The sequence below is a fragment of the Herbaspirillum camelliae genome (genome assembly GCF_001929405.1).
Classification (GTDB): domain Bacteria; phylum Pseudomonadota; class Gammaproteobacteria; order Burkholderiales; family Burkholderiaceae_D; genus Herbaspirillum; species Herbaspirillum seropedicae.
On record NZ_KV880769.1, the window covers coordinates 1,227,437 to 1,241,557 of the forward strand.

Annotated in this window: 12 protein-coding genes; 9 read left to right on the forward strand and 3 right to left on the reverse strand. The window is 60.8% G+C overall.

Features of this window, described 5'->3' with window-relative positions:
* Positions 1 to 399 precede the first annotated feature (399 nt).
* Both BGK68_RS05575 and BGK68_RS05580 read right to left on the reverse strand, forming a co-directional pair.
* Positions 400 to 702 carry a 2Fe-2S iron-sulfur cluster-binding protein gene (locus BGK68_RS05575; protein ID WP_075256249.1) on the reverse strand — a complete coding sequence of 101 codons (303 nt, stop codon included), beginning with the start codon at positions 700 to 702 and terminating at the stop codon, positions 400 to 402.
* Between the two features lie 435 nt (positions 703 to 1,137).
* Positions 1,138 to 2,022 (reverse strand): LysR family transcriptional regulator, encoded by an 885-nt coding sequence (locus tag BGK68_RS05580; RefSeq protein ID WP_075256250.1) that lies wholly within the window; start codon positions 2,020 to 2,022, stop codon positions 1,138 to 1,140.
* Positions 2,023 to 2,306: 284 nt separating this feature from the next.
* Between BGK68_RS05580 and BGK68_RS05585 the strand changes: the two genes are divergently transcribed.
* From BGK68_RS05585 to BGK68_RS05615, 7 genes are all read left to right on the forward strand, one after another.
* Positions 2,307 to 3,818, forward strand: a complete 1,512-nt coding sequence (locus BGK68_RS05585; protein WP_075256251.1) for a CoA-acylating methylmalonate-semialdehyde dehydrogenase — start codon at positions 2,307 to 2,309, stop codon at positions 3,816 to 3,818.
* 169 nt (positions 3,819 to 3,987) lie between these two features.
* Positions 3,988 to 5,607, forward strand: coding sequence for a GMC family oxidoreductase (locus BGK68_RS05590; RefSeq protein WP_075256252.1), 1,620 nt, complete (start codon positions 3,988 to 3,990; stop codon positions 5,605 to 5,607).
* A gap of 213 nt (positions 5,608 to 5,820) precedes the next feature.
* Positions 5,821 to 6,591, forward strand: a complete 771-nt coding sequence (locus tag BGK68_RS05595) for an ABC transporter ATP-binding protein (protein ID WP_013236706.1) — start codon at positions 5,821 to 5,823, stop codon at positions 6,589 to 6,591.
* A gap of 29 nt (positions 6,592 to 6,620) precedes the next feature.
* Positions 6,621 to 7,349 (forward strand): ABC transporter ATP-binding protein, encoded by a 729-nt coding sequence (locus BGK68_RS05600; protein ID WP_013236705.1) that lies wholly within the window; start codon positions 6,621 to 6,623, stop codon positions 7,347 to 7,349.
* A gap of 184 nt (positions 7,350 to 7,533) precedes the next feature.
* Entirely contained in the window at positions 7,534 to 8,742 is a 1,209-nt protein-coding gene (locus tag BGK68_RS05605) for an ABC transporter substrate-binding protein (protein WP_075256253.1), read from the forward strand.
* A 134-nt stretch (positions 8,743 to 8,876) separates the two neighbouring features.
* On the forward strand, positions 8,877 to 9,761 hold the full coding sequence (locus BGK68_RS05610) for a branched-chain amino acid ABC transporter permease (protein WP_013236703.1): 885 nt from the start codon (positions 8,877 to 8,879) through the stop codon (positions 9,759 to 9,761).
* Positions 9,762 to 9,773: 12 nt separating this feature from the next.
* Positions 9,774 to 10,754: a branched-chain amino acid ABC transporter permease gene (locus tag BGK68_RS05615; protein ID WP_075256254.1), complete on the forward strand. Its 981-nt coding sequence runs from the start codon at positions 9,774 to 9,776 to the stop codon at positions 10,752 to 10,754.
* Positions 10,755 to 10,813: 59 nt separating this feature from the next.
* Here the strand turns inward: BGK68_RS05615 and BGK68_RS27325 are convergent, their stop codons facing one another.
* Positions 10,814 to 11,029 carry a hypothetical protein gene (locus BGK68_RS27325; protein WP_143432958.1) on the reverse strand — a complete coding sequence of 72 codons (216 nt, stop codon included), beginning with the start codon at positions 11,027 to 11,029 and terminating at the stop codon, positions 10,814 to 10,816.
* Between the two features lie 102 nt (positions 11,030 to 11,131).
* Between BGK68_RS27325 and BGK68_RS05620 the strand changes: the two genes are divergently transcribed.
* The gene (locus tag BGK68_RS05620; protein WP_075256255.1) at positions 11,132 to 11,893 is read left to right on the forward strand and encodes a sulfite exporter TauE/SafE family protein; all 762 of its coding nucleotides are present in this window, start codon (positions 11,132 to 11,134) and stop codon (positions 11,891 to 11,893) included.
* A 279-nt stretch (positions 11,894 to 12,172) separates the two neighbouring features.
* Positions 12,173 to 14,101, forward strand: coding sequence for a tRNA uridine-5-carboxymethylaminomethyl(34) synthesis enzyme MnmG (gene mnmG, locus BGK68_RS05625; protein WP_075256256.1), 1,929 nt, complete (start codon positions 12,173 to 12,175; stop codon positions 14,099 to 14,101).
* The last annotated feature ends 20 nt before the right edge of the window (positions 14,102 to 14,121 follow it).

The window sequence follows — 14,121 nt, forward strand, 5'->3', positions numbered from 1 at the left end:
CCCAAGGGCTTATGCGTCGCGCAAGCGACTGATTTCTTGGGAGTAAACCAGGTTATCCACATGTACATGCGGACGTTAACCATTACTACTAATTTTATAAACAGCTTAACTATAAAGCTGAAGTGCGCGCGCCCTCGCTGCCAAACCAGCAGGCCAGCTGGCAGATTCTTCGGACAAGCGGTCCTGGACTGAACGACCTGAAGACAGGAAAGATCGGGATCGCCTGGAAGACGGCAGGAAGCGCCTGCCACGCCAGTGGACAATGCGAAGGGGAGTCCCATCAGGTGTGGACAAGAAAAGCCGTCAGTGACTCAGGAGCTGCCCTGACGTCGATTTTTTATCCACAGCGACCTGGAGGGTGGAGCGGCGACGGCGGAGGAGCTTGTCCGGTGGACAAGTTCAGCGCTTCAGTTCGACTGCATCAGGCACCAGCAACTCAAGATCGCTGGCAGCCTCGGCCACGCACGGAAGTATCCAGCCTTCGGCCTTTTCTTCGCGCGTCAGTCCGGGCCATTCGATCTGGTAGTCGATCTGGCCTGTGAACAATTTGCACATGCAGGTCCGGCAGGTCCCGTTGCGGCAGGAATTGGGCAGACGGATGCCCGCCGACAAGGCCGATTGCAACAAGGAGCGTCCGGGGACTTGCTCGAACTGCAAGCCCGAGGGCTGGATGCGAACAAGAAAGCGGGTTGAGCTAGACATGCCTGTTTTTCAAGGGTTTGAAGCCGGCTGTGGATAAGTCTTTGCATATCCGCTGCGCGGTTTGGGTATATCTTCGGTTTTTATCCACCGCCGAAAAATTGTCCAGAAACTGTGCCTGCGCAATGCAGAAGCTTACCAAGCGTTTATCAGAAAGCTAAATCCTTGATTTTTTTCGCGTAAACCAAGTTATCCACAGTTTTTGGCGACGTTAACTACTACTACTATTTATATATATCCACATCTGAATTAAAGAACCGGAAGAGCGTGCGCGGTGGACATCTTTCCAAAAAAAGCGCCAGAATCCGAAAAAACGGCTCAAAAGCGCTTGGCAAGCACCAGATGAACCAGAACGGCCCTTTAGGTTCGGCAATACGACGGCGAATCAAGCTTGCTTAGAGGAAATATTCGATCTCAAGCTGTTGTCTTGAAGGCAATTCAGCTTTGCCAGATTTCCTGCAAGAGACGGAAAACTGCCTGTATCACAGGATCGTGCTGCCGCTTGTCCAGGCAGATGAAACTCAGCTGTGTCGACAATTCCACCGCATCAGCAATGACCAGACCATGAGCGTGCGCCTGGTTGAGCGCGATGGAGGCCCGCGCCAGCGACAGTCCGACCCCGGACTTGACCAGGTCGAGCATGGAAGACTCTTGATCGACCAGTGCAACAGTATGCGGTTTTACCTGATGTTGAGCGAAGATCCTGCTTAATAGACGATGATGTGCCGATTCCGGCGGCGTCCATATCCAGGGCAGTCGTGACAATTCTTTCCATTCTTTGCCGGAGACGCGGTTTTTCCATCCCGCCGGCGCGATGACCTTGTAGGTGAACGAAGTCAGCTCCATGGACTGGAAGCCTTGGCCAGGGGCGCCGAGGAAGAAGCCGACATCGAGCTTGCCGGCGCGGATCTCGTTCAGGACCGAACCCGACATGTGATGGGCGAGCTGGGTCGACAGCTGCGGATGGCGCTCGACCAGCAACTTCAGGAAGCCGCCCAGGCGGATGAATTCCGGATCGAGAATGGTGCCGATGGCCAGTGAACCCGACAATTCCCCCGTACTGGAGCGGAAATCGGCGGCGTGACGGCGCAGTTCCTGCACATCGGCCATTACGCGCTCGGCCAGCGGCAGCAATTTGTTGCCTTCCGCGGTCAAGACCATCCCCGCTGCACTCCGATTGAACAGTTGCAGGCCCAGGCTTTCTTGCAGCCCCTTGATCTGCAGGCTCACCGCTGGCTGGGTCAGATGCAGCTTTTCAGCGGCCCGGGTCAGGTTGCCTTCATGGGCGACAGAGATAAATGCACGTAATTGGGTCAGATCCATCGTCAACTTCCGCGATTGCTGGTCATTTCACGGGATGGGAGATGTGGATAAACCCGTGGATATCCTGGTGGACAGGCTGTGATTAGCCTGTGGGCAGGGTGTGCGTAAGGATGGAGGCATTATAAGGAGTTTTTATATTGCTCTTGATAATTCCTCATTGGATGAGCTGGCGCAGGGAGACTATTCTTGCCATTCATCGCCGCTGCTGCGTGGCCGGTCTGACATACCCCGGGACCAGGAGACGGGTCCCGTTGCCCTCATCGAACACATCCAAAGGAAACCTTATGAGCCTCCCGCATATCGATCACTTCATCAATGGCCAGATTTCGCGCTCGGAGAGCGGCCGCAGCCAGGACGTCTTCAATCCCGCCACTGGCGCTGCGACCGCCAAGGTGGCGCTGGCCTCGGTGCAGGAAGTCAATGCGGCCGTGGCAGCGGCCAGTGCGGCCGCGCCGGCCTGGGCGGAGACGGCGCCCTTGAAGCGCGCCCGGGTGCTGTTCAAGTTCAAGGAACTCATCGAGCAGAACCACGATGCGCTGGCCAAGGCGATCACGCTGGAACATGGCAAGGTCTTCTCGGATGCGAAAGGGGAGGTCACCCGCGGCCTGGAGATCGTCGAGTTCGCCACCGGCATTCCGCAGCTGCTCAAGACCCAGTTTACCGACAACATCGGCGGCGGCATCGACAACTGGAACCTGCGCCAGCCGCTGGGCGTGACCGCCGGCATTACGCCGTTCAACTTCCCGGTGATGGTGCCGCTGTGGATGGCCCCCATCGCCATCGCCACGGGCAACAGCTTCGTGTTGAAGCCCTCCGAGCGTGATCCTTCGCCCTCGCTGATGCTGGCCGAGCTGTTCAAGCGCGCAGGCTTGCCCGATGGCGTCTTCAACGTGGTCCAGGGCGACAAGGTTGCTGTGGATGCGCTGCTGGAGCATCCGGAGGTGCAGGCCGTGTCCTTCGTCGGTTCCACCCCGATTGCGGAATACATCTATCGCAAGGCCACCGAGCGTGCCGGCACCTTCCCGCTGCGCGCCCAGGCCCTGGGCGGCGCCAAGAACCACCTGGTGGTGATGCCCGATGCCAATCTGGACCAGGCCGTCGATGCGCTCATCGGTGCGGCCTATGGGTCGGCGGGCGAGCGCTGCATGGCCATCTCGGTGGCCGTGGCCGTGGGCAGCGTGGCCGACAAGCTGGTGGAAGCCCTGGTCCCGCGCGTGAAGGCCTTGAAGGTCAAGAATGGCATGGAAGACGACGCCGAGATGGGCCCGCTGGTGACCGCCGCGCACAAGGCCAAGGTCGAGGGTTACATCCAGAGCGGCGTGGAGGCCGGCGCCAAGCTGCTGGTCGATGGCCGCGGGCTGAAGGTGCCCGGCCATGAAGACGGCTTCTTCATCGGCGGTACGCTCTTCGACAACGTCACCACCGAGATGAATATCTATCAGGAAGAAATCTTCGGCCCCGTGCTGTGCGTGGTGCGCGTGCCGGACTTCGCTTCGGCGGTGCAACTGATCAATGCGCATGAATACGGCAATGGCGTCTCGCTCTTCACCGCCGATGGCAATACTGCGCATGAATTCTCGCGCCGCATTCAGGTCGGCATGGTGGGCATCAACGTGCCGATTCCTGTGCCGATGGCCTGGCATTCCTTCGGGGGCTGGAAGCGTTCGCTCTTTGGCGATACCCATGCCTATGGCGAAGAGGGCATCCGCTTCTATACGCGCTACAAGTCCATCATGCAGCGCTGGTCGGCCACGATCGGCAAGGGCGCCGAGTTCACCATGCCGGTGGCGAAGTAAAGCAGGGTGGTTAGCATGACTACCGTTCGACCTGAGTAGTCGCACCGCGACGTATCGAAGGCGCGCCGTCGGCGAATCTTTGCGCCTTCGATACGCGCCTGCGGCGCTACTCAGTCCGAACGGGCAGTGACAGAGCAAGAACCAAGAACAAGCGCACAGCGGAGACACCATGCAATCGGCAGGGCAATACGACTACATCATCATTGGCGCCGGCACCGCCGGTTGCGTCATGGCCAACCGGCTCTCGCGCAAGACCGGCAAGAAGGTGCTGCTCATCGAGGCGGGCGCCAAGGACGACTACATCTGGATCCATATCCCGGTGGGCTATCTCTACTGCATCAACAATCCGCGCACCGACTGGATGTTCCGCACCGAAGCCGATGCCGGCCTGAACGGGCGCAGCCTGATCTACCCGCGCGGCAAGGTGCTGGGGGGCTGTTCGTCCATCAACGGCATGATCTACATGCGCGGCCAGGCGCGGGATTATGACCATTGGGCCGAAGTGACGGGTGACGACAGCTGGCGCTGGCAGAATGTGCTGCCGCTGTTCAAGAAGAGCGAGGATTACCATCTCGGGGCCGGCCAGTTCCACGGTGCGGGCGGCGAATGGCGCGTGGAGAAGCAGCGCCTGCGCTGGGACATCCTCGATGCCTTCCGTGATGCGGCCGCCGAGAATGGCATTCCCAAGGTCGAGGACTTCAACTGCGGCGATAACGAGGGCTGTGGCTACTTCGACGTCAACCAGAAGCGCGGCGTGCGCTGGAACGCTTCCAAGGCCTTCCTGCGGCCTGCCATGAAGGATGGCAACCTCACCATCATGACCGGCTCCCACGTGAGCCGCTTGCGCATGGAGCAGGGCGAGCAGGGGCCGGTCTGCACCGGCGTCGAATTCACCGGGGGCGGCAGCGCCTGGTTTGCCGAGGCCAAGGAAACCATCCTCTGCGCCGGTGCGATTGGGTCACCGCACATCCTGCAGATGTCGGGCATCGCCGATCCTGCGTTGCTGCAGCAGCACCAGATCCCGGTGGTGCATGCGCTGCCGGGCGTGGGCGAGAACCTGCAGGACCATCTGCAGATGCGCATGGTCTTCAAGGTCAATGGCGCCAAGACGCTCAACGCCATGGCCTCGACCCTGGTCGGCAAGATGCAGATAGGGCTGCAATACCTGCTCACGCAAAGCGGCCCGATGTCGATGGCGCCCTCGCAGCTTGGGGCCTTCGCCAAGTCCGATGCGCAGCAGGCCAGCGCCAACCTGCAATACCACGTGCAGCCGCTGTCGCTGGAAAAGTTCGGCGATCCTCTGCATGCCTTCCCGGCCTTCACCGCCAGCGTGTGCAACCTGCGTCCGACCTCGCGCGGCCGTGTGCGCCTGGCCTCGGGGGATCACGCGCTGGCGCCCAGGATCACCACCAACTACCTCTCCACCGAAGAGGACCTGAAGGTCGCCGCCAATGCGCTACGCCTGACCCGCCGCATCGCCGCTTCGCCGGCGCTGTCGCGCTACCGTCCGGAGGAATACAAGCCCGGCGCGCACTATGAGACAGAAGAGGATCTGTATCGCGCCGCCGGTGAGGTGGGCACCACCATCTTCCATCCGGTGGGCACCTGCCGCATGGGCCGCAGCGATGATGCGATGGCCGTGGTCGATGCCCAGGGACGCGTGCGCGGGGTAGGTGGCCTCAGCGTAGCCGATGCCTCGGTGATGCCCTCCATCACCTCCGGCAACACCAATTCGCCGACCGTCATGATTGCCGAGAAAGTCGCTTCCAGCCTGCTTTCCCGGGCATAGGAGAGAGAATTCCCAGCCGCTGGAGGATACGGTACTTATACGTATTGTATGAATGGTACGAACGGGCTACTATGCGCCAAATATTAAAACGAGCTTCTCGATTCGCCAGGTAAATACGGCGGTTCCTGGATCCAAAAGATCCAGGCCATCCGCAGCAGGCAGGCCTTGACGACCGGATCAACCGGCGCGGGCATCAAAGGGAAAGAAGAGACCATGACAGACGTCATTCTGGAGACAAGAAACCTGACGAAGGAATTCAAGGGTTTCACGGCAGTAAGCGCGGTCAACCTGCAAATTGAGCGCGGTCACATTCATGCCTTGATCGGCCCCAACGGCGCCGGCAAGACCACTTGCTTCAACCTCTTGACCAAGTTCCTGGTGCCGACCTCGGGCCAGATCCTGTTCAACGGTCGCGACATCACCATGGATGCTCCCGCGCAGATCGCGCGCCAGGGCATCATCCGTTCCTTCCAGATTTCCGCTGTCTTCCCGCACATGAGCGTGCTGGAAAACGTACGCATCGGCCTGCAACGCAAGCTCGGCACCTCCTTCCATTTCTGGAAGAACGGCGAGAGCCTGAAGCAGCTCGACGAGCGCGCCATGCAGTTGCTGGAAGAAGTGGACCTGACCAGCTTTGCGCACACCACCACGGTGGACCTGCCCTATGGCCGCAAGCGCGCGCTGGAGATCGCCACCACCCTGGCCATGGAACCGGAGCTGATGCTGCTGGACGAGCCCACGCAGGGCATGGGCCACGAAGACGTGGACCGCGTGACCGCCCTGATCAAGAAGGTCTCGGCGGGCCGCACCATCCTCATGGTGGAACACAACATGAGCGTCATCGCCGGCATCTGCGACCGCATCAGCGTGCTGCAACGGGGCGCGCTGCTGGCCGAAGGCAGCTACGAAGAAGTCTCGCGCAATCCGCAGGTGATGGAGGCCTACATGGGCAGCACCTCCGCCGAACTGCAAGGTGCGCACTGATGAGCACCGCCACCCTGAATGCCGACGCCATGACGACTTCTTCTTCCTCCGCGCCGCTGGTGCTGCAGATCAGCGATCTGCAATCCTGGTACGGCGAATCGCACATCCTGCACAACGTCAACCTCAACGTCCACCAGGGCGAGGTGGTCACGCTCCTGGGCCGCAATGGTGCCGGTCGCACCACCACGCTGCGTTCCATCATGGGCTTGGTCGGCACGCGCAAGGGATCGATCAAGATCAACGGCCAGGAGACCATCAACCTGGCCACCCACAAGATCGCTCACCACGGCGTGGGGTACTGCCCGGAAGAGCGGGGCATCTTCTCCTCGCTCTCGGCCGAAGAAAACCTGATGTTGCCGCCCTTTGTCTCCAAGACCGACAAGGGCATGTCCATCGACGAGATCTACGAGATGTTCCCGAACCTGAAGGAACGTCGCAACAGCCAGGGCACGCGCCTGTCCGGTGGCGAACAGCAGATGCTGGCGGTGGCCCGCATCCTGCGCACCGGTGCGCGGCTGCTGCTGCTGGACGAGATCTCCGAAGGCCTGGCCCCGGTCATCGTGCAGGCGCTGGCGCGCATGATCACGACCCTGAAGGCCAAGGGCTACACCATCGTGATGGTCGAGCAGAACTTCCGCTTTGCTGCGCCCCTGGCCGATCGTTTCTATGTGATGGAACACGGTCAGATCGTCGAGTCCTTTGCGTCCTCGCAGCTGGAAGCGAAGATGCAGACCCTGAACGAACTGCTCGGCGTCTGATCGGCCCTGGCTTGATCGGCAAGCGTGATTTTTCCGTAGCACCTGCTTCACCAGAACAAGAAGTACTGCTTAACAAGTACTGAACACTAATACGTAAGCATCAGTGACGGGGGAGCGATCCTCCGCTGCATCAGTTCAACTCGCACCACTATCACAAGCGGGCTTCATAACAGAGGAGATGACAATGAAACTTAAGGCAATGGCACTGGCGATCACCGCAGCAGCGGCGGCATTCGCGTCGGCATCGGCATCGGCCCAGATCTCGGGTGATGTGATCAAGATCGGTTTCATCACCGACATCTCGGGCGTGTATTCCGACATCGACGGCCAGGGTGGTGCGGAAGCCATCAAGATGGCCATCGCCGACATGGGCGGCGCCATCAATGGCAAGAAGATCGAACTGCTGGTGGCCGACCACCAGAACAAGGCCGACGTGGCCGCCAGCAAGGCCCGTGAATGGTTCGACCAGCAGGGCGTGGACATGCTCATCGGCGGCACCAACTCCGGCACCGCCCTGGCCAGTGCCAAGGTGGCCTCGGAAAAGAAGAAGGTCTACATGCAGATCGGCGCCGGCTCGGCCCGTCTGACCAATGAAGAATGCTCGCCCTATACCGTGCACTACGCCTACGACACCGTGGCCCTGGCCAAGGGGACCGGTTCGGCGGTGGTCAAGCAGGGCGGCAAGAGCTGGTTCTTCCTGACCGCTGACTATGCCTTCGGCCATTCGCTGGAGTCCGATACCGCCAACGTCGTGAAGGCCTCCGGCGGCACCGTGGTGGGTTCGGTCAAGCACCCGCTAGGCGCGTCCGACTTCTCCTCCTTCCTGCTGCAGGCGCAGAGCTCCAAGGCCCAGATCATTGGCCTGGCCAACGCCGGTGGCGACTTCATCAACTCGGTGAAGGCGGCCAACGAGTTCGGCATCACCAAGACCGCCAAGCTGGCCGGTCTGCTGGTATTCATCAACGACGTGCACTCGCTGACGCTGAAGAATACCGAAGGCCTGTACCTGACCGACAGCTGGTACTGGGACGCCAATGAAGAAACCCGCGCCTTCGCCAAGCGCTACTTCGCCGTGCGCAAGAAAATGCCATCCTCCCTGCAAGCCGCTGACTACTCGGCAGCGTTGCAATACCTGAAGGTGGTCAAGGAAATCGGTACCGACGACTCCGACAAGGTCATGGCGGCGCTGCGCAAGGCCAAGTTCAACGACATGTACCAGAAGAACGGCTACCTGCGCGCTGACGGCCGCGTGATGCACGACATGTACCTGTACCAGGTCAAGGCCCAGTCGGAATCGAAGTATCCGTGGGACTACTACAAGCTGGTGCAGACCATCCCCGCAGAGCAGGCCTGGACCACCAAGGCCGAATCCAAGTGCGCGGCCTGGAAGTAAGCAAGACGTAGCAGTAAGGCCATCGCACAGCCCAGCAAAATCTGTCATTTCTGTTCACGCGGGGATGGCAGATTTTTGCTGTAGGGCGGCTGTAGGCGATGGTGATCTTCACCCATCTGGATGAACGGGTTTTTATGGAACTATTCGGCATACCCCTGCAAGCCTTGTTGAGCCAGCTGCTGCTGGGACTGGTCAACGGCTCCTTCTACGCCATGCTCTCGCTGGGCCTGGCGGTGATCTTCGGCTTGCTCAACGTGATCAACTTCGCCCACGGCACGCTCTACATGCTGGGCGCTTTCCTGGCGTGGATGGGGCTTTCCTATCTCGGCCTGAACTATTGGGTCATGCTCATCGTGGCGCCTATTCTGGTGGGTGCCTTCGGCATCGTCATCGAGAAGACCATGCTGCGCTGGCTCTACAAGCTGGACCACCTCTATGGCCTTCTGCTGACCTTCGGTATCACGCTGATGATCGAGGGTATCTTCCGCTCCATCTATGGCGTCTCCGGCCAGCCGTATTCGGTACCGGACCTGCTGCAGGGGGCGACCAACCTCGGCTTCATGGTGCTGCCCAACTATCGCGCCTGGGTCGTGGTGGCGTCGCTGATCGTCTGCTTCGCGACCTGGTTCGTGATCGAGAAGACCCGCCTGGGCGCCTATCTGCGCGCCGGCACCGAGAACCCCAAGCTGGTCGAAGCCTTCGGCATCAACGTGCCGCTGATGGTGACCCTGACCTACGGCTTCGGCGTGGCGCTGGCGGCCTTTGCGGGCGTGCTGGCCGCCCCGGTGATCCAGGTCTCACCGCTCATGGGCTCCAACCTGATCATTACCGTCTTCGCCGTGGTGGTGATCGGCGGCATGGGCTCCATCCTCGGCTCCATCATCACGGGCCTGGTGCTGGGCTTGATCGAAGGCCTGACCCGGGTGTTCTACCCGGAGCTGTCGGCCACCGTGGTCTTCATCATCATGGCCATCGTCCTGATGGTCCGTCCGGCCGGCCTGTTCGGCAAAGAGAAATAATCGGAGACCGGCATGAACAAGAAAATCGGAATTGCTGTTTTACTAATATTGTTGTTGGCGGCGCCGTTCGGTATCTACCCGGTGTTCCTGATGAAGATGCTGTGCTTTGCGCTGTTCGCCTGCGCCTTCAACCTGCTGATCGGCTACACCGGCCTGCTGTCCTTCGGCCACGCGGCCTTCCTGGGCTGGGCTGGCTACATGTGCGGCCAGGCCTTGAAAGTGTGGGGCCTGCCCACTGAACTGGGCCTGATCGTCGGTACCCTGACCGGGGCGCTGATCGGTCTGGTGATGGGCCTGCTGGCGATCCGCCGCCAGGGCATCTACTTCACCATGATCACGCTGGCGCTGGCGCAGATGCTGTTCTTCGTAGCCTTGCAGGCGCCCTTCACCGGCGGCGAGGATGGCTTGCAGGGCGTGCCGCGCGGCAAGCTGCTGGGCTTCCTGAACCTGGAAAGCGACATGACCCTGTACTACGTCGTGCTGGCCATTGCGGTGGCGGGCTTTGCGCTGATCGTGCGGACCATCCATTCGCCCTTCGGCCAGGTCTTGAAGGCCATCAAGGAGAACGAGCCGCGCGCGATCTCGCTGGGCTATGACGTGGCGCGCTACAAGCTGCTGGCCTTCGTGCTGTCGGCCGGGCTGTCAGGGCTGGCAGGCGCTACCAAGACACTGGTGCTGGGCTTCGAGACCCTCACCGACGTGCACTGGAGCATGTCCGGCCTGGTGGTACTGATGACGCTGGTGGGGGGCCTGGGCACCATCCTCGGACCCATCGTGGGTGCGGTCATCATCATCATGCTGGAGAACAAGCTCGGTGATATCGGCACCTGGCTGGCCAGTGTCACCCATATCGACTGGTTCAATACTCTGGGCGATTCGGTGACCATCGTGACGGGCTTCATCTTCATCGTCTGTGTGCTGGCCTTCCGCAAGGGCATCGTCGGGGAGATCCTGGCCTTGACGCGGAAAGGGCAGACCAGCGGGTCGCACTAGACCGAACAGATCAACAGAGCCGGGAACGTCGGCGACGACGATCCCCTTGCCGCCGGCAATCACCTTTTCGGGTGATTTTCCGGCGGTAATTTTTTGTGCATGCGGAACAGATGCCCGGTGTTGCGTAACAGAGCCAGGGACAGGTTCAAAAATAGGCCCAGGCTGGCTTCATCTGTTGCTGATGCAGCGGCGGGCTGGGCGGTAGAATGTGGGCCGGTCAGGGGAGGGCTACGATGGTGCTGCCGGTTCGGCTTCTTCTTTCCGGCTTTCGTCATCCACCTTTGCTTCCGATTCCATGTTCCGTTTCCGCGCTTGCTGCCGCTGTTGCTGTATGTCTCCCTCGTTGTCTGCATCCTGCTCCAGAGGGGAGGGCGGCCGTGCTTGATTACTTCATCCTCTGCGGGGCGGCCTTCGTCGCCGGTCTGATTGATGCGGTGGTGGGCGGTGGCGGCCTGGTGCTGGTGCCGACGCTGTTCTCGGTCTTCCCCACAACCACGCCAGCGACCTTGCTGGGGACCAACAAGGTTACGGGCGTCATGGGGACCAGCGCCGCGGCCATCAACTTTGCCCGCAAGGTGGCGGTGCGCTGGAGTACGGTCACCCCGGCGGCCATGGCGGCCTTTGCGTTTTCCTTTTTCGGCGCCTATGTCGTCACCCATATCCCGACGGACCTGATCCGGAAGGCTTTGCCTTTCGTCTTGATCGCTGTGGCGCTTTATACGCTGAAGAAGAAAGACTTCGGCACTACCCATGCACCTACCCTGAGCGGAAGCCGCGAGATCATCTACGCGGCGTTGATCGGTGGAGCAGTGGGGTTCTATGACGGCGTCTTTGGTCCTGGCACTGGCAGTTTTCTGGTCTTCCTCTTTGTACGGGTATTCAGCTACGATTTCCTGTCAGCCTCGGCGGCAGCCAAGTTCGTGAATGTGGCGACCAATCTTGCGGCCCTGTGCTGGTTCGGCTATAGCGGGCATGTGATCTGGCAGCTGGGTTTGCTGATGGCGGTGTTCAATGTGGCGGGTTCGCTGATGGGAACCAAGTTGGCCATGAAGCACGGCAGCGTGTTTGTCCGCAAGTTGTTCTTGGTGGTGGTGGGCGTGCTGATCCTGAAGTCCGGGTATGACGCGTTCTTCCGATGATGTTTCACGTGAAACAGTCGAGGTAGCTGAAAGTTGATGTTGAAATTGAAGCGGAGCCAACCTATGGCTCCGCTTTTATTTTGACGCGCATTGTTTCACGTGAAACAGCCCAGCGAATGTTTCATTGATCAGCTCTAGCTATCGCTTTGTGAAAGTAATAGCAGGTCGCAGGGTAGGGAAGTGCGGTAAACCAACAGCCTTGGGAGCGGCATCCGACCCGCCCGGATAAAAGGTCTTATAATCTCGCCTCTGTTCTTACCTCTCCGCGAGGCGCGCATCATGCTATTTCCCACACAATTTGACGTCATTGTCGTTGGCGGCGGTCACGCCGGCACCGAAGCTGCACTGGCCGCAGCACGCATGGGCCAGAAAACCCTGCTCCTGACGCACAACATCGAAACCCTGGGCCAGATGTCCTGCAATCCCTCCATTGGCGGGATCGGCAAGGGCCACCTGGTCAAGGAAGTGGATGCCATGGGTGGGGCGATGGCCATTGCCACCGACGAAGCCGGTATTCAATTCCGCATCCTGAATTCCTCCAAGGGACCGGCTGTGCGCGCCACGCGTGCCCAGGCCGACCGCATCCTGTACAAGGCGGCGATCCGTTCGCGCCTGGAAAACCAGCCCAACCTGTGGCTGTTCCAGCAGGCAGTGGACGACCTGATGCTGGAGGGGGATCGCGTGGTGGGCGCCGTGACCCAGGCCGGAATCCGGTTCGCGGGCAGGGCAGTGGTGCTGACCGCAGGGACTTTCCTGGATGGGAAGATCCACGTTGGTCTCAACAACTACTCCGGCGGCCGTGCCGGTGATCCGCCGGCGGTGTCGCTGTCGGCGCGCCTGAAGGAATTGAAGCTGCCGCAAGGGCGCCTGAAGACGGGCACGCCGCCGCGTATCGATGGCCGCAGCATCAACCTGGCTATCCTGGAAGAACAGCCGGGCGACCTGGACCCGGTGCCAGTGTTCTCCGTTATGGGCAATGCCGCCATGCACCCGCGCCAGATGCCGTGCTGGATCACCCATACCAACAGCCGCACCCACGACATCATCCGTGGCGGGCTGGATCGCAGCCCCATGTACACCGGCGTGATCGAAGGTGTGGGCCCGCGTTACTGCCCCTCCATCGAAGACAAGATCCACCGTTTCGCCAGCAAGGATTCGCACCAGATCTACCTGGAACCCGAGGGCCTGACGACCCACGAGTTCTACCCCAATGGCATCTCCACCAGCCTGCCCTTCGATGTGCAGCTGGAACTGGTGCGCTCGATGAAGGGCATGGAAAACGCCCACATCCTGCGTCCCGGCTATGCCATCGAATACGATTACTACGACCCGCGCGGCCTGAAGTCCTCGCTGGAAACGCGCCAGGTGCAGGGCCTGTTCTTCGCCGGCCAGATCAACGGCACCACCGGCTACGAAGAAGCCGCCGCCCAGGGCATGCTGGCCGGCATTAACGCCGCCCTGCAGACCCAGGGCCGCGAAGCCTGGACCCCGCGTCGTGATGAAGCCTATCTGGGCGTGCTGGTCGACGACCTGGTCACCCAGGGCGTGCAAGAGCCGTATCGCATGTTCACCAGCCGCGCCGAGTATCGTCTCTCGCTGCGCGAAGACAATGCCGACCTGCGCCTCACCGAAATCGGCCGCGAACTTGGCTGCGTGGGTGATGCGCAATGGGAAGCCTTCGACAGGAAGCGCGAAGCTGTTTCACGTGAAATGGAGCGCCTCAAGTCCACCTGGGTCAATCCGCGCATCCTCGCCGCCGCCGAAGCCGAGCGTGTGCTGGGCAAGGCCATCGAGCGTGAATACAACCTGCTGGACCTGCTGCGTCGTCCCAACGTCAGCTATGACAGCCTGATGGGCCTGACCGGTACCGAAGGCCAGGCGCTGGCCGGCCCCGGCATCGAAGACGGTCCGGTGCGCGAACAGGTCGAGATCCAGGTCAAGTACGCCGGCTACATTGCCCGCCAGGCCAACGAGATCAGCCGCCAGGATCACAATGAAAACCTGAAGCTGCCCGCCGATCTCGACTACATGGACGTCAAGGCGCTGTCCATCGAAGTGCGCCAGAAGCTCAACAAGCATCGTCCGGAAACCCTGGGTCAGGCCTCGCGGATTTCGGGCGTGACGCCGGCCGCCTTGTCGCTGCTGCTGGTGCATCTGAAGAAGGGCGGCCTGAAGCCGACCACGGCCACCGACAATCAGGCGGCATGAAGAAAAAAGCCGCACACCCT